Genomic DNA, 22,831 nt, shown 5'->3' with positions numbered 1-22,831 from the left:
ATACGCGCTGCGGGCGGGGAAAGTGTGCGGGCTGCCCACGTTGGGCCGGGAGGGGAGAGATCCCGGGCGACCCCGGGGGGTGGGCGGCCGCGGCCCCCCACCCCTCATCCGTCACCGCCTGCAGTTCATGGCCTGGCGTTGAGCTCGCCGTCGATCACGGTCACCGCGCGACCGGTGAGGAGAACACGGTCGCCACGCAGCGCCGTGCGTACGCGACCGGAGCGTGCCGAGCACTGGAGCCCCGTCAGCTCGGAGCGCCCCAGCCGTGCCGACCAGAACGGGGCGAGCGCGGTGTGCGCACTGCCCGTGACCGGGTCCTCGTCGATACCGACGTTCGGAAAGAAGCAGCGCGAGACGAAGTCGTAGTCGCCGGCCGGATCCGCGGCCGGAGCGGTGGCGATGATCCCGCGCTTCGAGTGGGCGGCCAGCGCCCGAATGTCCGGGACCAGGCCGAGCACCGTCGCCTCGTCCGCCAGCTCGACCAGCAGATCGCCGATGTGCTCACCGGTATCGAGCACCGACAGGGGAACCGCCCCCAGCGCCTCGGCGACACCCTCCGGGGCCTCGAGCGGGGTCAGCGGCGACACCGGGAAGTCCAGCGTGATCGTGCCGTCCTCGTGCGCCGTGGCGGAGAGGATCCCGCACCGTGCCGCAAAGCGCACCGTGCCGGTCGCCGCGCCCGTGGTGTGCAGGACATGGGCCGTGGCCAGCGTGGCATGTCCGCACATGTCCACTTCCGTGGCCGGGGTGAACCAGCGCAGCGCCCAGTCGGCCTCGCCGCCGGCGGGCAGCGGGTGGGCGAAGGCCGTCTCGGAGAGGTTGACCTCCCTCGCGACGTTCTGGAGCCAGCTGTCGTCGGGGAAGGCGTCGTAGCTGCCGGAGGAGCCGGTGTCCAGGAGGAGTACCCCTGCGGGGTTGCCCGCGAAGGGCCGGTCGGTGAAGGCGTCCACGATTCGAATCCGCATGCCGATGACCGTAGAGGTCCGGTAAAGCCGCAGGCCAAGGCCAATTCCAGGGAGCTGGACCGATTGGCGATTGTCAGACGATGCATTCCGATATATCGTTGACGCATCGCGACAGATCAACGATGGAAGGAGCGTAGCGATGCGTTCACATGGACATGGGAACTGCGGACCCGGCCATCAGGGTCGGGGCGACTTCGATGCGCGGCGTGCCGCCTTCGGTCCCTTCGGGCCGGGGTTCGGCGGGCCGCCGTGGGCCGGCGGACGCGGTCGGGGCGGCGGCCGGGGGAGGGCGCGGCGCGGTGACGTGCGCGCCTCGATCCTGGTGCTGCTGAAGGACCGTCCGATGCACGGCTACGAGATGATCCAGGAGATCGACGAGCGCAGCGGCGGGGCATGGAAGCCCAGCCCCGGCTCGGTCTACCCGACGCTCCAACTGCTGGAGGACGAAGGGCTGATCGCCAGCGAGAGTGAGGGCGGCAAGAAGCTGTTCACGCTCACCGACGCCGGGCGCGCCGAGGCTGACTCGGTCCCGGACGCCCCGTGGGAGGAAGCCGGCCGTGGTGTCGACTGGGAGGCCATGAACGAGATCCGGCAGGCCGGGTTCGGGCTGATGGAGGCGTTCAGTCAGGTCTGGAAGACCGGCACCCATGAGCAGCGGCAGAAGGCGATCTCTGTGATCAACGAGGCGCGCAAGAAGCTGTATCTGATCCTGGCCGACGAGCACTGACGGCCCGGCGGCTGACAGGCGGTGAAATCTGTCATCTGTCAGTTGCCGGTCGTCATCTGTCCATCGCCGGCTGCGGTCGGCCAGGTGCATCAGGCGGAAAGGTCTGTGCGGGGCCCCCGCGACCCATGGTCGCGGGGGCCCCGCATGCCGCCTGCCTGCGATCTGTGCCTGCCCGGCGCCTGCCCTGCGCCTCAGGTCACCAGTCCGCCCAGCTTCCGCAGCGACTCGTTGAGCGCGGCGGTCGCCGAGTCCTTGAGCTTGCCCGCCATCAGTGACACCGCCGCGCCCGTGAACTCGCCGTCGATGCGTACTGTCGTGGCGTCGCCGTCCGGTGTGAGCGTGTAGCGGTTGCCGACGAGGACGCCCATGGGGCCCTTGCCCTTGACTGCGAATACGCGTTCCGCTTCCAGCTCCTCGACGGTCCAGGTCACTTCGGCGGGGAAGCCCATCAGCTTCATGTTCTCGGCGAAGGTGGCGCCGGCCTCGAGCGTGTCGGGGCCGCCCTGCGGGAAGTTGGTGTGGGTGGCGTTCCACTTGCCGTACGAGGCGAAGTCCGTGAGCTGTGCCCAGACCTTCCCGGCGGGCGCCTCGATACGTGCCTCTGCACTGACTTCGGCCATGCGACCACCCCTTCTCGACGGGTACCGGTGTCGCGGAACGTAGCCGCGTGGCCTCGAACATTCAATACTGATGAACCGTCAGATCGACGTGATTCTCCTCCGCAAGGAGGAGGGGCGGGGCTGGTGTGCCCACCTTCGGTGGGATGCCCAAATGCTCCCGTGCGGGGATGTCCCAGGCCGGGGGAGGCTGATGAGGTGGGAGTGTGCAAGTCCCTGCCCCGCGGCTGCCGCAGCAGCCCGCACCCATGCGTGCCGCGACCGACGCCCGGCTCACCGCCGAGCTGGCGTCGGTCGTCGCGGGTGCGCGCAGGCGTGCGCTGCGGGACGGCGACCGGCAGGTCGACACCGCCCATCTGCTGCACTCCCTGATGGAAGCGGACGCCGAGGTGCGCGCGGCCTTCGACGGTGCGGGACAGGTTGCCCGTGTGCTCGGGTATCTCGTCCAGCGCAGCATCGGGTACGGGCTGCGCTGGCAGAGCTCGGTCGAGGACTCCGGCACGGTCCCGGCCGCACGCGAGACCGGGGTCGCGGGCTGGTCCCCGTCGGCCTCCGCCGCCATGGACGGCGCCCTGGAGCGGGCCGCGCTGCGCGGCGAACCGCGTGCCACCGGCCTGGATCTGCTGGCCGCCGTCGCCGCCGACCGGGATTCCCGGGCCGTCGAGGTGCTGGAGCGCGCGGGGGTCGACCCGGCCCGGCTGGCGGGGCGCATCGGGGAGTTGTCTCAACAGGTGTGACCGATGTGACGCTCCTGACGCGGGCTGCCATGATGTGCCGATGCGTGCGTCTCAGGGAAGGAGCGCCGGCCTGGGACTCGCCCTGGCGTCGGCGTTCGCGTTCGGTGGTTCAGGAGTGGCGGCCAAGCCGCTCATCGAGGCGGGGCTCGACCCGCTGCATGTGGTGTGGCTGCGGGTGGCCGGCGCCGCCGTCGTCATGATGCCCGTCGCCTGGCGCCACCGTGACCTGCTGATACGCAAACCGGCGCTGCTCGCCGGCTTCGGCCTGCTCGCGGTGGCCGGTGTCCAGGCGTGCTACTTCGCCGCGATCTCCCGGATCCCCGTCGGCGTCGCGCTGTTGATCGAGTACCTCGCCCCCGCCCTCGTGCTCGCCTGGGTCCGCTTCGTCCAGCGCCGCCCCGTCACCCGGGCCGCGGCGCTCGGTGTGGTCCTCGCCGTCGGCGGGCTGGCGTGTGTCGTCGAGGTGTGGTCCGGGCTGAGCTTCGATGTGGTCGGGCTGCTGCTCGCCCTCGGCGCCGCATGCTGCCAGGTCGGCTACTTCGTGCTGTCCGACCAGGGGGGCGACGGCGAGGACGCCCCGGACCCGCTCGGCGTGATCGCGTACGGTCTGCTCATCGGTGCCCTTGTCCTGACCGTCGTCGCGCGCCCGTGGGGCATGGACTGGTCGGTGCTGGGCGGCAGCGCGAGCATGGGCGGTACGGCCGTGCCGGCGGCGCTGCTGCTCGGGTGGATCGTGCTGATCGCCACTGTCGTCGCGTATGTCACCGGCGTCATCTCGGTCCGCAGGCTCTCCCCGCAGGTCGCCGGTGTCGTCGCCTGCCTGGAGGCGGTCATCGCGACCGTGCTCGCGTGGGTGCTGCTGCGGGAGCTTCTGTCCGCGCCCCAGATCTTCGGCGGAGCCGTGGTGCTCGTCGGGGCGTTCATCGCCCAGTCGTCCACGCCGAAGGCGCCTTCGGAGCCCGTCGTCGGTGGCGGGCCGGGGGGTACTGCCGACGTGCCTGACGCCGAATCGGACGCCGAGTTGCCGGACGCCGGGGCCTCGGGGGCGGAATTGTCGGGCGCGGTTGTCGGCGGGGCCGGCCGTGACATAGGGTGACGAACGTGCATTCGACTGTTCTTCCGCCGCCCGCCGCGTAGCGCGGGCGGCCATCCGCTGACGAGGACCGGGCTCGGGGTGTCGTGACCCCCGGGCGGTTCGTCGCTGCCCGTGCGTGGAGCCCAGCGGTCAACCGTCCAGTCCTCTGCACACGGAGCATCCACGTGTCGAATTCCTCCTCCACCGCTGCCTCCGGCCTGCCCGTCGGACGCAGCCTCTTCTATCTCGTCGTGGCCGGTGTCGCCTGGGGGACCGCCGGGGCGGCCGCCTCGCTGGTCTTCGGCGTCAGTGACCTCGGCCCGCTCGCCCTCTCGTTCTGGCGCTGCCTCGGCGGACTCGTCCTGCTCGCCGGCGTGCTCGCGCTGCGCCCGCGCAGGCCGGCCTCCGAGGCCGAGCCGCGCCGCCGCCGGCTGGTGCGCATCCTCGGTACGGGCACGGGTCTGACGGTCTTTCAGAGCGCCTACTTCGCCGCCGTCGAGCAGACCGGACTCGCGGTCGGTACGGTCGTCACGCTCGGCGCGGGGCCTGTCCTCATCGCCCTCGGGGCGAAGCTGACGATGGGGGAGCGGCTCGGGCGCGGCGGAGTCGCCGCCGTCGCGGGCGCGCTCACCGGACTCGTGGTCCTCGTCCTGGGCGGTGAGGGCGGCACGGTGCGCCCGCTCGGGGTGGTGCTGGCCGTGCTGTCGGCCTCGGGCTATGCGGCGATCACCCTGCTGACCCGCTGGCTCGGGCGGGGTGGCAAGGGCGGCGACGCGCTCTCCACGACCGCCTGGACGTTCGCGGTCGGCGCGGTCGGACTGCTGCCGTTCGCGCTCGTCGAGGGGCTGCTGCCACACACCGCCGATCCCGTGAGGGTGGTCTGGCTGCTGGTGTACGTCGCCGCCGTGCCGACGGCGCTCGCGTACGCGCTCTACTTCGCGGGCGCCGCGGTCGTCAGGTCCGCGACCGTCTCCGTGATCATGCTGCTGGAGCCGGTGAGCGCAGCGGTCCTCGCGGTGACGGCGCTCGGCGAGAGGCTGACCGTGGCGACGGTGGCCGGGACGTCGTTGCTGCTGATCGCGGTCGTCGGCCTGGCCTGGCAGGAAGCCCGGCCGGCGGCGCTCGGGCGGGATGCCGCGGGGGCCCTCGCCGGCTGACGTACGAGGCGAGGGGCGGGCCCGCGGGCGCTCCTACGGTGCGGACAGGTAGTCGGGCAGCGCGACGGCAGCGTCCAGGTCGTCCGCCGGGATCGGCGTGCCGTAGCCGTGAATCAGCGGTACGACGCCCGTCCAGTGCGGCAGGGAGACGTCCTCGGGTTCGTCGCTCGGCCCGCCGGTGCGTACCTTGGCGGAGACCTCGTCGAGGTCGAGCCGGAGCACGGCGGTGGCGGCGAGCTCCTTGGCGTTCGCCGGGCGGGAGTCGTGGGACCGGCCCGGGACGACCTGATCGACCAGGGCGTCGAGTGCGGTGCGCTTCTCCTCCTCGTCGGTGACTTGGTGGGCGGTCCCGTGGACGACGACGGAGCGGTAGTTGATCGAGTGGTGGAAGGCCGAGCGCGCCAGGACCAGCCCGTCGACGTGGGTGACGGTCAGACAGACCTCGAGGCCCGGAGCGGACTGCCCGGCCATGCGCAGCGGGCGGGAGCCGGTGGAGCCGTGGACGTACAGCGTCTCGCCGATCCGGCCGTAGAGCGTCGGCAGCACGACGGGCGCTCCGTCGCGGACGAAGCCCAGGTGGCAGACGTACGCCCCGTCGAGTATCGAGTGCACCAGCTCGCGGTCGTAGGAGGCGCGATTCCGCCCGCGGGTGGGGTGGGTGCGCTCGGTCGTCCGGTAGGCGGAGTCCGTCGGCAGCGAGGCCATTTGCCATCTCCATTGCACTAGTGCATACTGTCTTTTGTGCTAGGAGAGTATCGGATCGTGGGTCGTCGCGCATCGGAGATTGCCGCGAGCGTGGAGCGCGGGGTCGGCGCCGGGGACCTCGCTCCCGGGCAACTGCTGCCGCCCATGCGGGAGTTGGCGTCCCAGCTGGGGGTCAACCCGAACACCGTCGCGGCCGCGTACCGCACGCTGCGCGAGCGCGGCGTCATCGAGACCGCGGGGCGCAAGGGCAGCCGTGTACGGTCGCGCCCCGCCACCACGGCGCGGGACTCGCTGCGCGTCGACGCACCGCCCGGCGTGCGCCAGATCTCCGACGGCAATCCCGACGTCGCACTGCTGCCCCCGCTCCACGACGCCTTCGCGGCCGCCGCGCGCCGGCAGGACGAGCGGCCGGTGCGGTACGGCGAGGCGTCCGTCGACCCCGAGCTGGCGCGGCTCGCCCGGGCCGGGCTGGACGCCGACCGGGTGCCGGACGGGCCGATCGCCGTCACCTCCGGCTCGCTCGACGCGATCGAGCGCGTGCTCGGCGCCCATCTGAGGCCCGGGGACGCCGTCGCCGTCGAGGACCCCGGCTGGGGCAGTCTGCTGGACCTGATCCCCGCGCTGGGGCTGCGGCCCGTCCCGGTCGCCCTCGACGAGGACGGGCCCCGCCCCGACGAGGTGGAGCGTGCCCTGACCGCAGGAGCCCGGGCGCTCATCGTCACGTGCCGCGCCCAGAACCCCACCGGATCCGTGATCACCGAGCCGCGTGCCAAGGAGTTGCGCGGAGTCCTCGCCCGCCATCCGCGGGTTCTGCTCATCGAGGACGACCACGGCCACGCCATCGTCGACCAGCCGCTGTACCCGCTCGCCGGGCCGACGGACCGCTGGGTACTCGTGCGGTCGACGGCCAAGGCGTACGGGCCGGATCTGCGGCTGGCCGTACTGACCGGCGACGCCCTGACCGTCGACCGGGTACTCGGACGGCAGCGGCTCGGCCCCGGCTGGGTCAGCCGGCTGGTGCAGCGCGCGGTCGTGGAACTGTGGACGGCGGGTGTCGTCGACCCGCTCGTGGTCGCCCGCGCGTACGGCGAGCGACGGGACGCGATGCTGCGCGCACTGGCCGAGCGCGGCCTCGAGGCGCACGGACGCAGCGGGATGAACGTGTGGGTGCCCGTGGCCGACGAGACCGGTGCCGTGGCGCGGCTGCTGCACGCCGGGTGGGCGGTGGCTCCGGGCGCGCGCTTCCGGTTGTCGGCACCGCCCGGGATCCGGCTCACCGTCTCCGGGCTGGCCATGGCCGACATCGACGCACTCGCCGACGCGGTGGCCTCGGCCGCCGGGCCGCTGCCGGCGCGCAGTTACGGCTGAGGCCCTCAGGTTCCCGCCGCTGCCGAAGCGGCGTTGCGGCTGACGCCGGCCGCCGGGCCACTGCCGGCGCGCGGCTACCGCTGACGTCTGCTCTGTGTCAGCGCCGCGCCCGCGAGCACGACGATCGCGCCGACCGGCGTGTTCCAGCCCAGCCGTTCGTCCAGCAGCAGCACGCCGGCCGCCGTGGCGATGACGGGGATGAAGTACGTGACCATCGTCGCCGTCGTGGGGCCGACCTCGGCGACCAGCCCGTACTGCAGGAGCATCGCGAAGCCCGTCCCGAGTGCGCCCAGGGCGATCACCGCGAGCAACGGCACCACCGGGAAGGACGCGGGAAGCGTGGTGAACAGTGGAGTCACCAGCGCCAGTTGGAGTGTCGCGAGCAGGAGCTGTGCGCCCGTGAGCGAGAGATGGGAGTGGGCGGAGTCGGCGAGCGTGCGGCGGACGTAGATCCAGCCGACCGGGTAGCTCAGCGAGGCGAGCAGCGCCATCGCGGTCCCGGTCACATCCAGCCCGGAGAATCCCTGCCACACGCCGAGGACGGTCAGGACGCCGAGGAATCCGATGCCGAGGCCCGCGACGCGGCGGCGGGTCGGCCGGTCCTCCGAGAGCGCCACGAGGGAGAGGGCCATGCCCCAGAGCGGCGACGTGGCGTTGCAGATACCGGCGAGCGTCGAAGGGATCGTCAGCTCCGCGTAGGCGAAGAGCGAGAACGGCAGGGCGTTGAGGAAGAATGCCGCGACCATGAGGTGGCCCCAGGTGCGCAGCCCTCGCGGGAGCCGCTCGCGCCTGACCGCCATGGCCACCGCGAGGACGGCCGTGCCGAACAGCAGCCGGCCGAAGGTGACCTGGAACGGTGCGTACGCCTCCGTCCCGAGCTTGATCAGCAGGAAACTGAAGCCCCAGATCAGGGCGAGCACCGCGAACCTGACGCGCCAGTCGAGTGCCGGACGGCGCGTGGTGGCGGAAGGAGCCGAGGGCGGCGGGGTGGAGGCCCGCGACGGGGCCTTCGAGGCGGCGGGTGCGGAGGTGCGCGACGTCGGCGCGGCGGTGCTCATGACGTCCAGCTTCGCCGCCCTGATCTCGTAGGACAAGCGAGACTTCTTTGAGTGTTTGGCTTAGCATTGCTTACATGTTGAACCTGGAGCGCCTGCGGACGCTGGACGCGCTGGCCCGGCACGGCTCGGTGAGCGGCGCCGCCGACGGGCTGCATGTGACGACATCGGCCGTGTCGCAGCAGATGGCGAAGCTGGAGCGGGAGGTCGGGCAGCAGCTGCTCGCCAAGAACGGGCGGGGTGTGCGGCTCACGGACGCCGGGCGGCTGCTCGCCGATCATGCCGCGCGAATCCTGTCCCAGGTGGAGATCGCGCAGGCCGACATCGAGGCGCAGCGCGGGCAGGTGGTCGGCGAGGTGCGGATCGGTGCCTTCCCGACGGCGGCGCGCGGATTGTTCCCGGCCGCCGTCGGGACGCTGCGCACCGCCCATCCCGGACTGCGCGTGCGCACCAGCGAGCTGGAGCCCGAGGACGCGGTACGGCAGGTGATGCGTGGCGACCTCGACCTGGCCGTCGTGCTCGACTGGAGCAACAAGCGACTGCCGGTGCCGGGCGGGCTGGCCCGGGCGCAGCTGCTGGACGACGCGGCGGATGTCGCGATGCCGGCGGACCACCCGCTCGCGGGGCGAGCGGAGGTGGACCTGGAGGACTTCGCGGACGACGACTGGGTGTCCTGGCCGGAGGGCGAATTCTGTTACGAGTGGCTCGTCTTCACCCTCCGCGCCAAGGGCGTCGAGCCCCGGATCGCGCACATGGCGGGCGAGCACCACACCCAGCTGGCGCTGATCGCGGCGGGCCTCGGGGTGTGCGTGACGCCGAGGCTGGGGCGGGGGCCGGCGCCGGAGGGGGTGCGGCTCGTGCCCGTACGGCAGAAGATGCTCCGGCACATCTACGCGACCTGGCGCTCCGACGCGGAAAGGCGGCCGTCGATCCGGGCGGTGGTGGAGGCACTGCGGTCGGCCGGGGCGGCGGTCTGACTGCGGGGCCCCCTCCCGGTTCGCCCTGGTGACGGGCTCCGAAGCGGCTCCGTGCCGCCCGGGTGGCCCGGGTGGCCGTCCTCGGAGGCCGGACGGGCCGGGCGTGGCCGGTATCGGTGCGGCCCCGCGTCAGAGTCCGCCGATTTTGCGGAAGTCCCACGATGCGATCGCGTCCGGTGTCAGCCGGGCCCAGGCGTGGCGGCCGTCGTGCGGCATCGTGTCCAGGCCGAAGTTCTTGCGGGCGAAGAGACGCTCGGGGGCCTCCAGCTCGGGGCAGGGCTCGCCGGTTCGCGGGGACTCGCCGATGAAGACGGCCGTGCCCGAGAGCTCCACGCCGCGCAGGTCGCCGTACTCCTCGCCGGCGTCCACGACCACGGCGATCCGGGGATCGCCGCGAAGGTCCGTCCAGCGGCGGCTGCGGGTGATCGAGTAGAGCCACAGGGATGTCCCGTCCCAGGCGAACCAGAGGGTACTGACGTGCGGCCGCCCGTCGGCCGACACCGTCGCCACCCGGCAGGTGCGCTGTGCGGCGAGGAATGCGTCCAGCTCGGCCGGTGTCATCATGATCCGGCGGCCACGGCGCTGCGTCTCTGCCATCCCAGGCCCCTCCCGATAGCTGACTCCCGAAAACTGACCAGGTGTCAGAAATCATGGACGCTCTTCCCTCATGGCGCAATGCCGGTTACCGTCGCGCGCCCGGCGAACCGCCGGACGCGTCGACGAGGAGGGCGCAGACATGCCGTCGTTCGAACAGCTGTTGGAGCAGCTCGACCCGGCCGGGACGGTGCTGCTGACCGTCGAGTGCCAGAACGGTGTCGTCGGCAAGGACGGCGCCCTGCCCGAACTCGCCGCAGCGGCTCGTTCATCGGGCGCCCTGACCCAGGTCGCGCGGCTCGTCGCAGCCGCGCACGACGCCGGGGTGCAGGTCCTCCACGCGGTCGCGGAACGGCGTCCCGACGGGCGTGGCTCGAACCGCAACGCGCGCCTTTTCCGGGCCGCCGAGCGTCTGCCCGTACAGCAGCTGTCGGGCAGCAGAGCGGTCCGGATCGCCGAGCCGATCGAGGTCGCGGACGAGGACATCGTCGTCCGCAGGCTGCACGGGCTGTCCCCGATCGCCGGGACGGACGTCGACGCGCTGCTGCGCAACCTCGGCTGCCGCACCCTCGTCGTGACGGGCGTCTCGGCCAATGTGGCGATCCCGAACGCCGTCTTCGACGCGGTCAATCTCGGCTACACGGCGGTCGTCCCGGGGGACGCCATCGCGGGGGTGCCCCCCGAGTACACCCCCGCGATGATCCGCAACACCCTGTCGCTCGTCGCCACGGTCACCACCACCGACGACGTGCTCGCCTGCTGGAAGCGTCCCCGGCGTACGCCCGTCACGCGAGCTTGATCGAGTCCCCGTCGACCACGATCGACGCAGCCGGCAGGCCCGTGGTGGCGGGTCCGCTCTTCACGCTGCCGTCCGTCGCGTCGAACTTGCTGTTGTGACAGGGGCAGATGATCTCGCCGTCGGTGACGTCCTTCACCGCGCAGCCCTGGTGGGTGCACTTGGACGAGAAGGCCTTGAACTCGCCCGCCGTCGGCTGGGTCACCACGACATCGCCGACGACCACACCGCCGCCCTCCGGGATGTCCGCAGTTTTGGCCAGGACCTTGCCCCCGCCACCACCTTCCGTCGAACCTCCCGTGCTGCCGCCGGAATCGCCGGTCGTGCCGCCGCTGTCGGCGGGCTGCTCGCCCACGCTGCCCGAGCCGTTTGAGCCACCGCACGCCGTCAGCGCCGCGGCGAGCCCTGCTCCGCCTGCCGCCGCCACGACGGTGCGTCGTGCCACCTTGAGTGCCGGTCCCTGCGTTCCGGTCATGTACCCGACTCCCCTTTCACGGTCGGCCCCCGGTTCGGGCCGCTCTTGATGTTGTACGGGACCAGGGGGCACCCCGTTCAACGGGCCACGCCGGAGAAACCGTGCAGGAGTCGTGCGCAATGCTCTCCGAAGACTCCTGAGACGCCCAAGTCACCGCGACCCGCGGTGCCAGGCTCCTGCGTGAGGGCGCTTCGCTCCCGGGCATCGTCGAGGCCGACGACTTCGGCGCTACGTCATGTACGCCCCGGGGACGGGGCGTCGACCTGGTCCTTCCTGCGGCCATGTGGCCCTGACCTGCAGGTGAGCCGATACGCGGCGACGGACAGAGGCCGGGTCACCATCGGCCGCCCGCACCCCGGCGGGGTGGTGTCGTCCACAGACGGCGGTCGTCGGCGCCGGACTCCTCGACCGGCCCGCACAGAGCCTCTGAGCGCCTGGACGTCCGTGGGCCGGAGCGGGTGCCGGCCCGCGGACGTGGACCGTGCGCCGGCGTCGTCCTTCCCGCACGAGCGCGGTCGGGCCGTGATCGTCTGGGATCAGGCTGACCGCCGAGCGCGGGCCGGGGATCGGCTGACGAAGAGAATGCTGGACTCCGCCCTCGACCGTTTCACTCCGCTGTTCGCCAGCCGGGCTCGAGACGGCCGAGCAAGGTGCGGAAGGCCGTGCCCGCCCGGTCCCAGTCGCCGCGAGCCAGCGGAGCGTGGAGCAGGCCGAAGGTGGCGTCGACCAGAAGGGTGGCCTCGTCGCGGGCTCGTTCCCCCGGGATGCCCAGGTCGACGAAGAGGCGAGTGAGCAGGTCCGTCCATTCGGTGAGGACGTCGTGCATGACCGGGCCGTACCGGTCGGGGTGGAGCAGGCTGGCGGTCATGACCTCGAAGGTGACGGCGAGCATGGCGCGGCGGTCCGGAGCGGTGAGCTGCTGCCACAGGTGCTCCATGAAGCGCCGCAGGTCCGCGGCGTCCTCGGGTGCGCCGAAGGTGTCGAGCGCATCGTGGAAGCGCAGCAGCGGACGCGTCTCGTCCATGGCCAGCGCCTCGGCGACCAGCCGCTCCTTGCTGCCGAAGTAGTAGAGGAGCATGCGGTCGCTGGTGCCCAGCGCTTGTGCCAGCGGGCGCAACGAGAGGTCCACCAGTCCTTTGCGGGTCACGTACTCGCGGACCCGGCGCAGCAGATCTGCACGTTTGTCCAGGTCAGCCGATCGCGGCATGAAGACTCCCACTCCGATGAGAATGCCCGAGATTACCTATTTGATCCGCCTCTTTACTGTAGCATCCGCTACATGTATATTTGATGATGTAGCGACCGCTACATGAATCCCGGGTCCAGCGGCACGCCCCGGCCCGACCCGGCCAGATCCTCGTCATGCCGAGGTGACCGGCCCCGCCCGGAAGGGACTGATCAGCATGGCCGCCCACGATGCCCCGATGTCCTGGCTCGCCCGGCACCTGGCGCTCTGGTCGCGAACCGTGGGGCCCCTGCGACCGCTGAGCGCGCCCGCCGCCTGCGCCCAGGTCTGGAATGCGTCCTGGCCCGTGGCTCGTGAACTGGCCTCGGTCGGCCGCACCCGGCGGATGGTGACCGCCCAACTGGGCGACTGGGGCATGAGCGACCTGGCCGACACCGCCGAACTGCTGGTCAGCGAGCTGGTGACCAACGCCCTGCGCCACACGCACGGCCCTGTGCGACTCAACCTGCGTACACGCGGGCTGCGCCTCCTGTGCGAAGTGGAGGATGCCGACTCCGCCGTCCCGGTGCGCCGCATCACCGACACCGACGCAGAAGGCGGGCGCGGAATGGAACTCGTCGATATGCTCGCCGAGGACTGGGGCAGCTCCGGCACGGACACGGGCAAGATCACGTGGTTCGCACTCCCGATGCCGAACCCCGCCCGCACCGACGCGTATGCGGCCCGTCCGGCGGCAGATCCCCTCCGCTGACCGTCCTGATGCCCTCCATGCCGGAGGCCGGCGACTCGCTTTGGATCACTGGTCCCTCTCGGCGGATAGCCTGGGAAAATCCTTACCGAAGTCACAGCGACCCGCTACGTCACGCCCCTGCGTGAGGGCGGTTCGGCCACACGGCGAGGCCATCGGGCTCTCCCGGGCATCGTCGAGGCCGACGATCTCGGTACGTACGTCATGAAGTTGTCTACCACGTCGCGCTGACCTGGAGCGATGCAGCTTCAGTCGCCTCTGACCAGCGCAGATGAATCTTTCAGGTCTTTCAGGGGCGTGCCGTCTTATGTGGTCGATCCTCCCCAGACGCTCCCCTGCAGCGCTGATCCTCCCCAGATTCTCCCCAGGGAGGGCCGCCGTGACCGACGGAGGGAGACGAAACTTGGCGCTGTCGCAGGCACGCTGAGTGACTGCAGCGGGCGCTCAGCCGGCATCCCAGGGGTGATCTCGGCTCCAAGATCTCCGCCCTGTGCGTACCCGTCCCTTCGAAGGCACTGCGTCCGGCCACTGATAGCGAGACGGGTGCCCGCCCTGGGCCGTGACGGTCACACCTGGCACAGGTCGTAACGACCGTCCAGGGGCGTCCAGCCAATCCCGGACGGGTGCTTAATGCAAGGTCAGAGCCTCATGGTCCAGGGGAGTCGCACAGTTGGTGAGACCTGTGTGAGAGCCGCGTGAGACGACGAAACCCCGCTGAAGTGCTCCGCGGGCTGCGCGTTGCGGGGCTACGACGGCGTGCAGCGTCCGGCGCGGGCACTGTTGTACTCCGGCTCTCCGCTTTCGAGCACGCGGAGCAATGCTGGGGCGGACGACGGTCGCGCGTGAGGCGTAGGGGGGCATCTCCTCGAACTACCGGTGCAGCTGCCGGGCCGTACAAGCCCGCCGCCGGTCGACGTACAAGCAGGGCAGCGCCTGAGAACACGAGTCCGCACACCATGGACTACGACGCATTCGAGGCCGGGTAGCCGATCGGTTGCCCACGGGTAGGACGCCCATCCCTGGTCAAGGACCGTGTTGCGGGCACTCTCGTGTCCATTGAGATGGCGGAGCGCGCTGAGGATGGTCGAGTGGCGGCGCGACGTGGTGGAGCCGTTGCCGCGGAAGCCGAGCATGTGGGCCCAGGTGCGGAGCCTGTGGTCCGGGTGGACGGCGTCGAGGTCGAAGCAACGACATGCTCATCGACGTCGTGGTCCGCATTCGTCCGATGGGTGATTGTGCGTCGGCAACAAGCTCTCGCCATAGGTTCGTACGGTCAGGACGTGGTCGCCGCCTCGTCTCCTTTGCATGCTGAAAGGCGCTGCCCCGGACGGTCTGGGGCCGGTGAAGCGAGGCGGCTGATCGCGATGAATCCAGAGCTCGGTGGGCAGTTCGGGAACTACCACAATGAGATCTATACCGACGGGCTGTCCGGCGTGCTGCCCACTATGCACATGGCCTTCCGGGAGAGGGCACGAGCGCAGGCCGCGCCGGCGCCGTCGCTTCTGTCGGGCGTCGCTGGTCGCGCAGGGGCCGAGTGCACCCAGCGCGCCGGCGGACACAACCGCGTGACGTTGCCATGCCTGCCATGTCAGCCGAACGTATTTCAGGTGGCTCCCTGCACAAACGGGCTTCTACGAACCGTCTCCGCCTAAGGATGAAGACATGGGTGTGCAGGTCAGGGGGGTCATCGCAACCCGCGGCACCGCCATTCGGTCGCTCAGGCAGGTGATCGCCCAGAAGCGGCTCTCCCGGCGGATACGGGAAGAGGGCCGACCGTTCTCTCCGGCGCTCCTGATTCCGCTGCTGGTGATAGCGGTCGACTCGGTGGCGGCCGTCTTCACGCCCCACCTGCAGTTCTACCGGTTGATCGCGGCGGCGCCGGCGCTGGCCGCCGCGATGTACTCCTTGGCCGGCACGCTGGGCATCGGGCTGCTCGCCCTCATGGCCGGGTTCGCCATCTCCGCCGCCGAGCACAATCTGGGCCGGGCACCGGGCAATTTCACCCTGCTCGTGATCACGGCCGTCACCCTGGCCTCCGCCTACGCCAGCCGGGTACGGCAGAACCGGGAGCACACCCTCGCCGAGGTCCGCTCCGTGGCGGAGACCGCGCAGCGGGTGCTGCTGCGCCCACTCCCGCAGCACCTCGAAGACATCGACGTCGAGGTGCTCTACCAGGCCGCTGCCGCGCAGGCCCGCATCGGCGGCGACTTCTACGAGGCGATGCAGACCCCGCACGGGGTGCGGTTGATCATCGGCGACGTCCGCGGCAAGGGGCTTCCGGCCGTCGAGGTCGCCTCGGTCATCCTCAGTACGTTCCGAGTGCTGAGGATGAGCGCGCCCGACCTGCCGTCCCTGGCAGGACATATGGAGACCGTCATGAGCCATTACTCCCGGAGCGTCCCCGACGGCGCGCTGGAGCGCTTCGCCACCATTGTGCTCGTGGAGATCCCCGCCGGGGAACCGATCGCGCGCGTGCTCAACTGCGGGCACCCCGCGCCACTGCTGTTGCACGGCGACGAAGTCCGCGAGGTGGAACCCAGCGCGCCGTCACCACCCATCAACATGGCGGACCTCCTCGGCGACCACTACCAGGTCGACACCATCCCCTTCACCGCCGGCGACCGCCTGCTGCTCTACACCGACGGCGTCAGCGAGACCCGCGACCGGACCGGGACCTTCTACCCCCTCGCCCAGCGCGTCCACCGATGGGCCCTCGCCCCGCCCCGCCAACTCCTCGACCGCCTCCACCAGGACCTGCTCGCCTACTGTCACGGAACCCTCGACGACGACCTCTCCGCCCTCGTCGCCCACCGCGTCACACCACCTGGCCGGGAACCGGCGGAAGTCGCGATCCCCGTACAGCGCGGCCACACTCCTTGAGGGGCGACGGAGTCTGCCGACTGATGCACGGGCTCCAACCGCGCGCCGACCGCGTCGACTCCTACCCCCCTGCCCGAAGCGTGTACCCCATGCCCGATGCGTGCCCGATCAGGGGGCGAACCGTGGTCAATCGGGGTGGCCGAGAAGCTCGGCCAAGGCACCATACGAGGGCCCTTCATGCAGGTCAGGGTCACCTCGCGCCGATCAGGCCCGATGAATCCGAAGCTCGGAGCGAGCCCCTGCGATCGGGGGTGTGCCCATAGAAGAACCCAACGTCGTCTGGGTCCTGGTGGGGTACAGCAAGGCAGGCGGGCCGATGTCGCTGCTGGTCGCCCCAGCGGCCTGGTCTACGCCCCTGATCCGGCACGGCGCCACCCGCCGCTGCACCGACCCCGCCTGCGATGCCGTCATCGACGACGGCATCGCCCGGCCCGCCCACGCCGGCGCGACCGTCCCCAACCACACCCTGACCTACCCCCTCGAAGCCTAGGCGTCGCCGGATTGGCGTGATCTGGCCTCGCCGGCCTCCCCAGCATGCGGGAGGTCGGCGGCGGTCGCCGGGTCAGTTCGACTCGGGGGGAAGGCCGGCGGCGAGCCGGTCGAAGGCTTCGCCGACGAGCGCTTGCAGGCCTGCGGTCCCGGTTTCCGGTGCCCAGACGCTGAAGGCCGCGCGGAACGCTGACGCCGCGGCGCCCGCGAGGAGCTGCGGGTAGAGACTGCCGGCTGTCTGCCCGGCGCGTTCGGCGAGGGCATCGGCGAGCCTGGTCTGATTGCGGATCATCCCGTGGACGATCGTTGTGCGCAGTTCGGGGTATGCCGTGAGCACCCTGTCACAAGCCTGCCAGCCGGTGCTGGCGGTGAGGCTGGGGAAGGTCTGCTCGATCGCCTGGCGCACCGCGGTGAGCGGCGGCTCGGCAGCCGGGCGCGCGGCCAGTTCCGTGATGACTTCTTCGATGAGGTGCTTGTCCCAGGGCAGGAGCGCTTCCTCCTTTGCATCGAAGTAGTTGAAGAAGGTCCGTGTGGAGACCCCGGCCGCCTCGCAGATGTCGCTCACCGTGACGGCGGCGGGGCCACGCTCGAGGAACAGGCGCACGGCCGCTGCGCGGAGGGCCGCGCGGGTCTCGGCCTTCTTGCGTTCCCGGAGCCCCGGAGCTGCTGCCTGCATGGAGACCCGGTCCTTTCCGCAATGTGTGAGTGTCAGCGTATCCGGCCGATAATATTGCACTGGTGAAAGTTTGCATCACTGCAGATGTTCTCATAGCGTGGCGGCGTAACACAGGGGCAGACAGACAGAAAACGCGTCGGCGAAGCCGTGCGCACGCTCGCGATGGGCCTGTGGCTCCCGGCGCTCTTCCTGGTGGGGCTGCTCTTCTCTTACCTGCCGGCCTTCCATCACCCGGCGCCGCATCGCGTCAGCATCGCAGTGGCCGCTTCGCCGGCCGCCACGGCGCGGCTGCAGCACGAGCTCGACGTGGCGGCGCCGGGTGGCTTCACCCTCCGGCCGACGGCCGGCGCCGCCGAGGCCCGTGCTGCCGTCCTGGACCACAGCGCGGTCGCGGCATACGTGCCAGGTGGGCACCATCCGCGGCTGTACGGGGCCAGGGCGGACGGCGCCGCCCTGGAGACGGTTGTCCGCCAGACCTTCGCCGCCGTTGCGGGACGGGCCGGCGGCACGCTCGCCTTCCGCGAACTGGTCCCCACCGTGCCGGGCGATGCCTCCGGCTCCAGCCTGCTGTACGTCGTCCTGGCCTGCGTTGTCGCCGCCTACTTCATGGTGATCACCATGCAGCACGCGGTGGGCTTCGGCCGGTGGGCACATGTAGCCACCAGCATCGGCTGGGGGGTGGTGGTCGCCTCTGTCGCCTACCTCGCGGCTGCCTATGTGGTGCAGGTGATCCCGCCGAATCCGCTGGCCCTGCTGTACCTGTTCCTGCTGACCCAGGCCGTGTCGCTGACCGCCTATGGCCTGGTGCCCTTCTTCGGCGGGTTCTTCCCCGGGATCGCGATCACGTTGTTCGTCCTGCTCGGCGTGCCCAGCAGCGGCGGCGCTGTCCCCGTCCAACTCGTGCCAGGCTTCTTCAGCTTCCTGCACCCGATCCTGCCCATGGGGAACGCCGTCGATGCCCTGCGCAGCGTCGGCTACTTCGGCAATAGCCAACTGTTGCGGCCCACAGCGGTGCTCTGCGCCTGGACCGCTGCCGGCGCCACGCTCATCCTGCTCGGCTACCTCAGGCATCAACGGCGCCTGGCGCAGGAGGCAGCAGACCAGACCATGACCGAGTATGTCCCCGGGCCCCTGCGGAAGATCCCACGGTGATGCTGCCCGAGCCCGTCGCCGTTGCCCCACACCAGCACCATTTCGGCGACGAAGAGCCGATGCTGACCGGGCGGGTCACCGATCCGTCCCGTCAGCCGCTGCCAGGCACCACGGTCACCGTGATCGACTCGCACGGCTGGACCGGGCAGGCCGCCGCTGCTCGCGCGATCTTCTCCCGCTGCGCGGGGTCCGGATCCGGGTCGTACAGCAGCGCCTCGTCCCCGCGTATCGAGAACACATCCGGCGCGGCAAGAGCACACTGGGCGTATCCCTGGCACCGCGTAAGATCCACAACGACCTTCATGTGGACGCCCCTTCCGACACCCTGGTGGTCGGCTGTTTCGTCCCATGCACTCGCTGGATCCGCCAGTGATGGCATCATCGAGCATTTCAGGCGGGGCGGGTACGAAGGAGCGTTGAGCCGAGGTATTGAACGGCGCGCAGCGCGACTTCCAGATCGCTGTGCCCTTGCTGGACTGGGTGCCCCATGATTTCCTCGGCTTTCCGGATGCGGTACTGCACCGTGTTCTTGTGCAGAATTTGCGCGCTGGCGGTGGCGGTGTAACTGCAGCCGGTGTCCAGGAAGATCTGCGCGGTCTCCCGAAGCCGTGCGCTGTGCTCGTCATCGACGGCCAAAGGCCCCAGGATGCCCCACACCCAAGCGCGCATGTCGTCGACGTTCGTGGCCATCAAGGCGATGGGAGCGACGGCGGAGAAGTCGGTGAACTGGGGGGCTGGACTGGCCACTGCCGCGAGTTCCTGCGTGCGCAATGCCTGCCGATGCGTGGAGCGGAATCCCTCGATGCCGTACCCCACGCACCCAGCGCACACGTGAACGGGAGGATCGCTGCGCTCGACCACATTCGACACCTGTTCCGAGGAGACGTCGCTGCGCGAGCCGAGCGGCAGCCAAGCCCAGGACAAAACCGCGTCTCGGGGGACGAACAGCGGCCTGGCGGGGCAGTCGAGCTTCCGGGCGATCTCGTTGGTGATCCGGTCGAGTAGAGCAAGTCCCGCACCCTCACCCTTCAGCGTGGGCAACCAGGCCACCAGCCCGAGGTGGTTCTGCCGGAGCCGGTAACCAAGGGCTGGTTCGGCCCAGTTGAGGTCGATGTCCTTCTCGGCGAGGAGGTCTCGCACGCGCGCGGCGCGCGCGGCGGTCTGGCTGAGCAGCCAGTGATCGCGTTCCTGTTGGTAGACCATGGTGGCAGGTTCGGCCACCCGGTCGCTGTAACCGAAGCTCAGCTGCAGCATGCGCCGGTGGGTCGCGGTGAAGAGCTCGTAGTCGGCGCCCTGTCGGTCGAGCTCGTCCAGACACCACTCCAGAAAACGCAAGTGGCCGAACCTGTGGGCCCTGGTCATCACAGTGAGGGGGATGTCCCGCTGAGCCAGCCTCCTGACGTACTCAAAATAAGCTGCAGGCCCCTCGACGTTGTCCAGAGACATTTCATTCTCAAAAATGTGCAGCAACGTGGCGACATTTTCCGCGATGCTCGCCTGCAGGATTTTGATGACGGTTGCGTCGTCCCTGAGCTCCGGGATCTGGGCAAGAACGTGCTCCCCTATGTCGCGGCTGACCTCCGTGAGATGTGACCCCACGTTCTCCGCGACCACGGAGAGTTGTTTTGCGGCCTCTGGATGCTCCGCAGCCATACCTCAATCCTACAGAGTGGTTCGTGACCTATCCGCTTCTTCGGGGCGCGATAGGCCGCACTCCGGCCAGCCTGCGCGAATACCGCCGACGGATTGGTTCATCGGCACCAATTCCAACCCGAAGGTCGTACTGCGGCCCAGGGGGCTTTCGTGCGCTCCGCGCCTTAGTTGGGGACGGCTTTTCAGAGGCGGCAGGATCGAGGTACGCGCGGCCATTCGCCCCCGAGTGAAAAGCCTCGGGGAGCCACGCAGAGCGGGAGAGGCCCGGCGGAGCCTGCGCCCGGCCGCCATCTGTCCCTTGGAAATCCTCTCAGGACGGCCTTCCAAGGCGGCGGTGAGCAACTCCCTGCTCCGCCTGGAATGTCGTCCTGACGCGCGCGTGCAGGGCGCCGCAGTCGCGCACCGCGCACCCCCTGGACGGCGGCCGTCGCGCGGCCGTGAGTTGCCGGAGCGGCGAGGCCCGTGGGAGGCGCGATGACCGGGCAGAAGACACAGCAGGTCGGGATCTGGCCACGGCTGCGGGTGGCGGACTGGGTCGAGACCCGAGACACACCGCCTGAATGAGCGAGTCGAGCGCCATCATGTGCGCCGGACGATCAACACGGCGAGGTCGTCGCGGTGGTTCATCGCGATTGCGGCGTCGAGGACTCGGTCAGCGGTCTCCTCGGCGCTCAGTCCGTCGTGGAGGGCTTGGGCGGCCAGTGTTCCGGTTTGCTTCAGTCCGGCGTCCAGCGAGAGGTCCCGCGCTTCGACCAAGCCGTCGGTGACCATGACAAGCGCGGTGCCCTTGTCCAGCGTGAAGGTCTCCTGCTGGTACTCGGAGTCCGGCAGGATTCCCAGGACCGGGCCGCCCGGCAGCAGGCGGATGTCATGGCTGCCGTCGTCGTGTGCACACAGCAGGGGCACGTGGCCGGCGCTGGCGCCGGTGACCTGTCCGCTGCGCGGATCGATGCGCAGCATGGTGCAGCTGGCGAAGCGTGGTGCGTCCATCGTGACGAGTAGCTGATTGGTGTGCGTCAGCACGGTTCCGGGGTCCGGCTCGTGGGAGGCGAGTGCGCGCATGGAGCCGCGCACCTGTCCCATGAAGGCGGCCGCTTCCACGTCGTGCCCCTGGGCGTCGCCGATTTCCACGGCGACCGTGCCATCTGGCATGAGGAAGGCGTCGTACCAGTCTCCGCCGATGTCGAGCCCGGAGCGGCAGGGCCGGTAGCGGGCGGCGACCTCCAGGCCCGGTAGACGCTCGGGCAGCGTCGGGAGCATGTGCTGTTGGACCGCCGTGGCCAGCTCGACGCGCGCCTGCTGCGATCTGATGCGCACCAGTGCCTGGCCAGCGAGCTCGGCCAGGGTGATCACGAAGGCACTCTCTTCCGGGGACGGGCGGTGCCCGCTGTCGTAGGCCACCACCCAAGCCCCGAGCGGCTGGTCGCCGGCAGAGCCGAGGGGAGTGACCGACACGGCGACGTCGGGGCGTGGCCACAGCAGGATGGTGTCCGCGTGGGGCCAGCGGCGGGAAAATTCCTCCCGATCGGCGATGAACAGCGGCTCGCCGGTGCGCGTCACCTGGGCCAGCGGGAGCTGATCGTCCAGCAACATGCAACGGCGGTTGTCGGCCCGCCACGTGGGCACGCCATCCGAGGAGACGAACAGGTGCCCGTCGTCGTCGACGAGCGCGAGCGCCGCGCCGAAACCGCCGAAGGTCGCGGCGAGCCGGGTCAGAACGACCTGCTGCAGTTCCTGCTCGGTGGCTGTGCGGATGAGGGCGGAGGAGAATTCGGTGATCCCGTAGGCGCGGCGCCGCTCGGCCCCCAGCGCGGCCAGCATTTCCTCTTGCCGGGCCTCGTGCTTGGTGTCGTCGCGGATCATCCCAAAGACCTGCTCGGGGCCGTCATACCCCAGCTGGATCCGACGGGTCTGGCAGGCCAGCTGGTACCAGTCACCCTGATCGGCATGGAACCGCAAGCTGGTCCAGGGGCCCAGGGTGGCATCCGAGACCAGGAGCCGTCGCAGGGAGCCCCGATCACCGCGGTGGACGTGCCGGACCACCCAGGGCAAAGACACAGAGGTCTCCGGGAACAGTGCGCCAACGGTGGGTGCGCCTCCCAGCCACTCGAGCTGCTGCACCTGAGGGTGGTAGATGCACAATCCGAGGCCGGCGGACTTTGCCGACAGCTGGAACGGGATCAGCAGGCTGCCGAGGTCGTTGTGCACGTTCAGCGCGTGCACCCACACCAGTTGCTCGCCACCCCCGGCGGGCGTTATGGACCGCGCCTCGACGAGGAAGACCAGAGACGGCCTGCCCGGCCTGGGAAGCTCCAGCACCCGCATCGCCAGCTTCTGCTTGCTCGCGTGGGCCACGATGCCTTCGACCACGCTTCGCTGACTTTCGGGCACCAGGTCCCATACGTATCGGCCTACACACTGCTCCTCCGGCCTGCCGAGCACCGCGGTCATGGCCGCGTTCAGGGAGCGGACGATGCCGTCCGGGTACAGCAGAGCCGACGGTTCGGCCCGTCGAAGGAGTTCGTCCGAGGCGTCCACCTGTCGCTCCCTCGCGATCGTCGAGCGAGCACCCTCACAGCTCCAATAATCGCATTCCAGCCATTTCATCGCCCGGTCAGCGCTTCGGGCCACTGGTGACGAAACCTGTCTGACCTGCTCTCTTCATTTTGTTCCGACAAACGCGCTTGCTGCCTTTGGTGACCATTGTTGGGTCCCGGATACGAAGGGTGCCGGCTTTCTCGTGTTCTGCGTCCGGTGGATTGCCTCACGGCCGTCCTTAGCGTGGTGGACAGCGCGGAG

General features: G+C 70.2%; 22 protein-coding genes and 1 pseudogene. 12 read left to right on the top strand and 11 right to left on the bottom strand.

All coding sequences use genetic code 11. The features are described from left to right. Positions 1 to 125: 125 nt before the first annotated feature. Positions 126 to 965, bottom strand: coding sequence for a PhzF family phenazine biosynthesis protein (locus ACWCP0_RS40230; RefSeq protein ID WP_451083679.1), 840 nt, complete (start codon positions 963 to 965; stop codon positions 126 to 128). A gap of 139 nt (positions 966 to 1,104) precedes the next feature. Between ACWCP0_RS40230 and ACWCP0_RS40225 the strand changes: the two genes are divergently transcribed. Beyond that, positions 1,105 to 1,692, top strand: coding sequence for a PadR family transcriptional regulator (locus ACWCP0_RS40225; protein WP_451083678.1), 588 nt, complete (start codon positions 1,105 to 1,107; stop codon positions 1,690 to 1,692). 191 nt (positions 1,693 to 1,883) lie between these two features. Here ACWCP0_RS40225 and ACWCP0_RS40220 read toward each other — a convergent pair whose 3' ends face one another. Then, positions 1,884 to 2,312: a type II toxin-antitoxin system Rv0910 family toxin gene (locus tag ACWCP0_RS40220; protein WP_451083677.1), complete on the bottom strand. Its 429-nt coding sequence runs from the start codon at positions 2,310 to 2,312 to the stop codon at positions 1,884 to 1,886. Between the two features lie 203 nt (positions 2,313 to 2,515). Between ACWCP0_RS40220 and ACWCP0_RS40215 the strand changes: the two genes are divergently transcribed. The 3 genes from ACWCP0_RS40215 (at position 2,516) to ACWCP0_RS40205 (ending at position 5,278) form a co-directional block, all read left to right on the top strand. Then, positions 2,516 to 3,046: a Clp protease N-terminal domain-containing protein gene (locus ACWCP0_RS40215; protein WP_451083676.1), complete on the top strand. Its 531-nt coding sequence runs from the start codon at positions 2,516 to 2,518 to the stop codon at positions 3,044 to 3,046. A 40-nt stretch (positions 3,047 to 3,086) separates the two neighbouring features. Next, positions 3,087 to 4,142 carry an EamA family transporter gene (locus ACWCP0_RS40210; RefSeq protein WP_451083675.1) on the top strand — a complete coding sequence of 352 codons (1,056 nt, stop codon included), beginning with the start codon at positions 3,087 to 3,089 and terminating at the stop codon, positions 4,140 to 4,142. 164 nt (positions 4,143 to 4,306) lie between these two features. Then, positions 4,307 to 5,278, top strand: a complete 972-nt coding sequence (locus ACWCP0_RS40205) for a DMT family transporter (protein ID WP_451083674.1) — start codon at positions 4,307 to 4,309, stop codon at positions 5,276 to 5,278. A 33-nt stretch (positions 5,279 to 5,311) separates the two neighbouring features. On the opposite strand, the gene ACWCP0_RS40200 is transcribed toward ACWCP0_RS40205, so the two are convergent. Next, on the bottom strand, positions 5,312 to 5,983 hold the full coding sequence (locus tag ACWCP0_RS40200) for a pyridoxamine 5'-phosphate oxidase family protein (RefSeq protein WP_451083673.1): 672 nt from the start codon (positions 5,981 to 5,983) through the stop codon (positions 5,312 to 5,314). 36 nt (positions 5,984 to 6,019) lie between these two features. Here ACWCP0_RS40200 and ACWCP0_RS40195 point away from each other — a divergent pair, with 36 nt between their 5' ends. Next, positions 6,020 to 7,351, top strand: a complete 1,332-nt coding sequence (locus ACWCP0_RS40195) for an aminotransferase class I/II-fold pyridoxal phosphate-dependent enzyme (protein WP_451083672.1) — start codon at positions 6,020 to 6,022, stop codon at positions 7,349 to 7,351. Between the two features lie 74 nt (positions 7,352 to 7,425). Here ACWCP0_RS40195 and ACWCP0_RS40190 read toward each other — a convergent pair whose 3' ends face one another. Further along, a complete protein-coding gene (locus ACWCP0_RS40190; RefSeq protein WP_451083671.1) occupies positions 7,426 to 8,445 on the bottom strand; it encodes an EamA family transporter in 1,020 nt (339 codons plus the stop codon). A 38-nt stretch (positions 8,446 to 8,483) separates the two neighbouring features. Here ACWCP0_RS40190 and ACWCP0_RS40185 point away from each other — a divergent pair, with 38 nt between their 5' ends. Next, positions 8,484 to 9,383: a LysR family transcriptional regulator gene (locus ACWCP0_RS40185; RefSeq protein ID WP_451083670.1), complete on the top strand. Its 900-nt coding sequence runs from the start codon at positions 8,484 to 8,486 to the stop codon at positions 9,381 to 9,383. 129 nt (positions 9,384 to 9,512) lie between these two features. Here the strand turns inward: ACWCP0_RS40185 and ACWCP0_RS40180 are convergent, their stop codons facing one another. Beyond that, positions 9,513 to 9,980, bottom strand: a complete 468-nt coding sequence (locus tag ACWCP0_RS40180) for a pyridoxamine 5'-phosphate oxidase family protein (protein ID WP_451083669.1) — start codon at positions 9,978 to 9,980, stop codon at positions 9,513 to 9,515. 139 nt (positions 9,981 to 10,119) lie between these two features. Here ACWCP0_RS40180 and ACWCP0_RS40175 point away from each other — a divergent pair, with 139 nt between their 5' ends. Beyond that, the gene (locus tag ACWCP0_RS40175) at positions 10,120 to 10,776 is read left to right on the top strand and encodes a cysteine hydrolase (protein WP_351234658.1); all 657 of its coding nucleotides are present in this window, start codon (positions 10,120 to 10,122) and stop codon (positions 10,774 to 10,776) included. Here the strand turns inward: ACWCP0_RS40175 and ACWCP0_RS40170 are convergent. Beyond that, on the bottom strand, positions 10,763 to 11,248 hold the full coding sequence (locus tag ACWCP0_RS40170; RefSeq protein WP_451083668.1) for a Rieske (2Fe-2S) protein: 486 nt from the start codon (positions 11,246 to 11,248) through the stop codon (positions 10,763 to 10,765). The genes ACWCP0_RS40175 and ACWCP0_RS40170 overlap by 14 nt on opposite strands. A 176-nt stretch (positions 11,249 to 11,424) precedes the next feature. Here ACWCP0_RS40170 and ACWCP0_RS40165 point away from each other — a divergent pair. After that, a pseudogene (locus tag ACWCP0_RS40165) lies at positions 11,425 to 11,507 on the top strand (HipA family kinase); the annotation flags it as partial. Positions 11,508 to 11,855: 348 nt separating this feature from the next. Here the strand turns inward: ACWCP0_RS40165 and ACWCP0_RS40160 are convergent. Further along, positions 11,856 to 12,455 (bottom strand): TetR/AcrR family transcriptional regulator, encoded by a 600-nt coding sequence (locus tag ACWCP0_RS40160; RefSeq protein WP_451083667.1) that lies wholly within the window; start codon positions 12,453 to 12,455, stop codon positions 11,856 to 11,858. A gap of 196 nt (positions 12,456 to 12,651) precedes the next feature. On the opposite strand from ACWCP0_RS40160, the gene ACWCP0_RS40155 reads away from it, so the two are divergent. From ACWCP0_RS40155 to ACWCP0_RS40145, 3 genes are all read left to right on the top strand, one after another. After that, positions 12,652 to 13,185 (top strand): ATP-binding protein, encoded by a 534-nt coding sequence (locus tag ACWCP0_RS40155; protein WP_451083666.1) that lies wholly within the window; start codon positions 12,652 to 12,654, stop codon positions 13,183 to 13,185. A gap of 1,659 nt (positions 13,186 to 14,844) precedes the next feature. Next, the gene (locus ACWCP0_RS40150) at positions 14,845 to 16,062 is read left to right on the top strand and encodes a PP2C family protein-serine/threonine phosphatase (RefSeq protein WP_451083665.1); all 1,218 of its coding nucleotides are present in this window, start codon (positions 14,845 to 14,847) and stop codon (positions 16,060 to 16,062) included. Positions 16,063 to 16,315: 253 nt separating this feature from the next. After that, a complete protein-coding gene (locus tag ACWCP0_RS40145; RefSeq protein WP_451083664.1) occupies positions 16,316 to 16,552 on the top strand; it encodes a hypothetical protein in 237 nt (78 codons plus the stop codon). A gap of 72 nt (positions 16,553 to 16,624) precedes the next feature. Here the strand turns inward: ACWCP0_RS40145 and ACWCP0_RS40140 are convergent, their stop codons facing one another. Next, on the bottom strand, positions 16,625 to 17,155 hold the full coding sequence (locus tag ACWCP0_RS40140) for a TetR/AcrR family transcriptional regulator (RefSeq protein ID WP_451083663.1): 531 nt from the start codon (positions 17,153 to 17,155) through the stop codon (positions 16,625 to 16,627). Between the two features lie 219 nt (positions 17,156 to 17,374). Between ACWCP0_RS40140 and ACWCP0_RS40135 the strand changes: the two genes are divergently transcribed. Then, the gene (locus ACWCP0_RS40135; RefSeq protein ID WP_451083662.1) at positions 17,375 to 18,379 is read left to right on the top strand and encodes a hypothetical protein; all 1,005 of its coding nucleotides are present in this window, start codon (positions 17,375 to 17,377) and stop codon (positions 18,377 to 18,379) included. A 91-nt stretch (positions 18,380 to 18,470) separates the two neighbouring features. Here ACWCP0_RS40135 and ACWCP0_RS40130 read toward each other — a convergent pair whose 3' ends face one another. The 3 genes from ACWCP0_RS40130 to ACWCP0_RS40120 all read right to left on the bottom strand — a co-directional run bounded on the left by ACWCP0_RS40130 (position 18,471) and on the right by ACWCP0_RS40120 (position 22,639). Beyond that, a complete protein-coding gene (locus ACWCP0_RS40130; protein ID WP_451083661.1) occupies positions 18,471 to 18,683 on the bottom strand; it encodes a ferredoxin in 213 nt (70 codons plus the stop codon). Between the two features lie 86 nt (positions 18,684 to 18,769). Beyond that, positions 18,770 to 20,032 (bottom strand): PucR family transcriptional regulator, encoded by a 1,263-nt coding sequence (locus tag ACWCP0_RS40125; protein WP_451083660.1) that lies wholly within the window; start codon positions 20,030 to 20,032, stop codon positions 18,770 to 18,772. Between the two features lie 579 nt (positions 20,033 to 20,611). Then, positions 20,612 to 22,639 (bottom strand): SpoIIE family protein phosphatase, encoded by a 2,028-nt coding sequence (locus ACWCP0_RS40120; protein WP_451083659.1) that lies wholly within the window; start codon positions 22,637 to 22,639, stop codon positions 20,612 to 20,614. Between the last annotated feature and the right edge of the window lie 192 nt (positions 22,640 to 22,831).

It is taken from the genome of Streptomyces sp. NPDC001970 (assembly GCF_053594115.1).
This window is presented reverse-complemented; position numbering and strand designations above follow the sequence as displayed.

Coding starts and splice junctions, on each gene's coding strand:
- ACWCP0_RS40220 (WP_451083677.1), bottom strand. CDS start 2,312: ATGGCCGAAGTCAGTGCAGAGGCACGTATCGAGGCGCCCGCCGGGAAG.
- ACWCP0_RS40230 (WP_451083679.1), bottom strand. CDS start 965: ATGCGGATTCGAATCGTGGACGCCTTCACCGACCGGCCCTTCGCGGGC.
- ACWCP0_RS40125 (WP_451083660.1), bottom strand. CDS start 20,032: ATGGCTGCGGAGCATCCAGAGGCCGCAAAACAACTCTCCGTGGTCGCG.
- ACWCP0_RS40170 (WP_451083668.1), bottom strand. CDS start 11,248: ATGACCGGAACGCAGGGACCGGCACTCAAGGTGGCACGACGCACCGTC.
- ACWCP0_RS40210 (WP_451083675.1), top strand. CDS start 3,087: ATGCGTGCGTCTCAGGGAAGGAGCGCCGGCCTGGGACTCGCCCTGGCG.
- ACWCP0_RS40155 (WP_451083666.1), top strand. CDS start 12,652: ATGGCCGCCCACGATGCCCCGATGTCCTGGCTCGCCCGGCACCTGGCG.
- ACWCP0_RS40200 (WP_451083673.1), bottom strand. CDS start 5,983: ATGGCCTCGCTGCCGACGGACTCCGCCTACCGGACGACCGAGCGCACC.
- ACWCP0_RS40150 (WP_451083665.1), top strand. CDS start 14,845: ATGGGTGTGCAGGTCAGGGGGGTCATCGCAACCCGCGGCACCGCCATT.
- ACWCP0_RS40185 (WP_451083670.1), top strand. CDS start 8,484: ATGTTGAACCTGGAGCGCCTGCGGACGCTGGACGCGCTGGCCCGGCAC.
- ACWCP0_RS40120 (WP_451083659.1), bottom strand. CDS start 22,639: ATGAAATGGCTGGAATGCGATTATTGGAGCTGTGAGGGTGCTCGCTCG.
- ACWCP0_RS40160 (WP_451083667.1), bottom strand. CDS start 12,455: ATGCCGCGATCGGCTGACCTGGACAAACGTGCAGATCTGCTGCGCCGG.
- ACWCP0_RS40225 (WP_451083678.1), top strand. CDS start 1,105: ATGCGTTCACATGGACATGGGAACTGCGGACCCGGCCATCAGGGTCGG.
- ACWCP0_RS40180 (WP_451083669.1), bottom strand. CDS start 9,980: ATGGCAGAGACGCAGCGCCGTGGCCGCCGGATCATGATGACACCGGCC.
- ACWCP0_RS40130 (WP_451083661.1), bottom strand. CDS start 18,683: ATGAAGGTCGTTGTGGATCTTACGCGGTGCCAGGGATACGCCCAGTGT.
- ACWCP0_RS40175 (WP_351234658.1), top strand. CDS start 10,120: ATGCCGTCGTTCGAACAGCTGTTGGAGCAGCTCGACCCGGCCGGGACG.